At 69.7% G+C, this 992-nt stretch carries 1 protein-coding gene; it reads left to right on the top strand.

Going from position 1 to position 992, the window contains the following annotated elements; all coding sequences use genetic code 11:
- Positions 1–2: 2 nt before the first annotated feature.
- Positions 3–992: glycerate kinase (locus CC207_RS19975; RefSeq protein WP_256582139.1), on the top strand; the 990-nt coding region annotated here is incomplete at its 3' end.

Genomic DNA, 992 nt, shown 5'->3' on the forward strand with positions numbered 1-992 from the left:
CCATGTCGGTCGATCCACAAAAACTCCTGCGCGAGCTGTTCGACACAGCCATCGCCGCCGCCCACCCCCGTCAGGTCCTCGAACCCCACCTGCCCGCCGACCGTAGCGGCCGGGTCATCGTCATCGGTGCCGGCAAGGCCGCCGCCGCCATGGCCGAAGTGGTCGAAAAGAGCTGGCAAGGCGAAGTCTCTGGCCTGGTGGTCACCCGCTACGGCCATGGCGCCAGCTGCCAGAAGATCGAGGTGGTCGAAGCCGCCCACCCGGTCCCCGATGCCGCAGGCCTGGCCGTGGCCAAGCGCGTGCTCGACCTGGTCAGCAACTTGAGCGAAGACGACCGCGTCATCTTCCTGCTGTCCGGCGGCGGCTCGGCCCTGCTGGCCCTGCCCGCCGAAGGCCTGACCCTGGCCGACAAGCAGCAGATCAACAAGGCCCTGCTCAAATCCGGCGCCACCATCGGCGAGATGAACTGCGTGCGCAAGCACCTCTCGGCGATCAAGGGCGGCCGCCTGGCCAAGGCCTGCTGGCCGGCCACCGTCTACACCTACGCGATTTCCGACGTACCCGGTGACCTCGCCACGGTCATCGCCTCCGGCCCCACCGTGGCCGACCCGAGCACCTCGGCCGACGCCCTGGCGATCATCAAACGCTACAACATCGACGCCCCCAAGGCCGTCATCGACTGGCTCAACAACCCGGCCTCCGAGACCGTCAAGGCCGATGACCCGGCCCTGGCGCGCAGCCACTTCCAGCTGATCGCCAGGCCCCAGCAGTCGCTGGAGGCCGCCGCGGTGAAAGCCCGCCAGGCCGGCTTCAGCCCGCTGATCCTCGGCGACCTGGAGGGCGAGTCGCGCGAGGTGGCCAAGGTGCATGCCGGCATCGCCCGGCAGATCGTCCTGCACGGCCAACCGCTCAAGGCCCCCTGCGTGATCCTCTCCGGCGGCGAGACCACCGTCACCGTGCGCGGCAACGGTCGTGGCGGGCGCAACGCCGAG

Source organism: Pseudomonas sp. DrBHI1, assembly GCF_002205115.1.
GTDB classification, from domain to species: Bacteria; Pseudomonadota; Gammaproteobacteria; order Pseudomonadales; family Pseudomonadaceae; genus Aquipseudomonas; species Aquipseudomonas mosselii.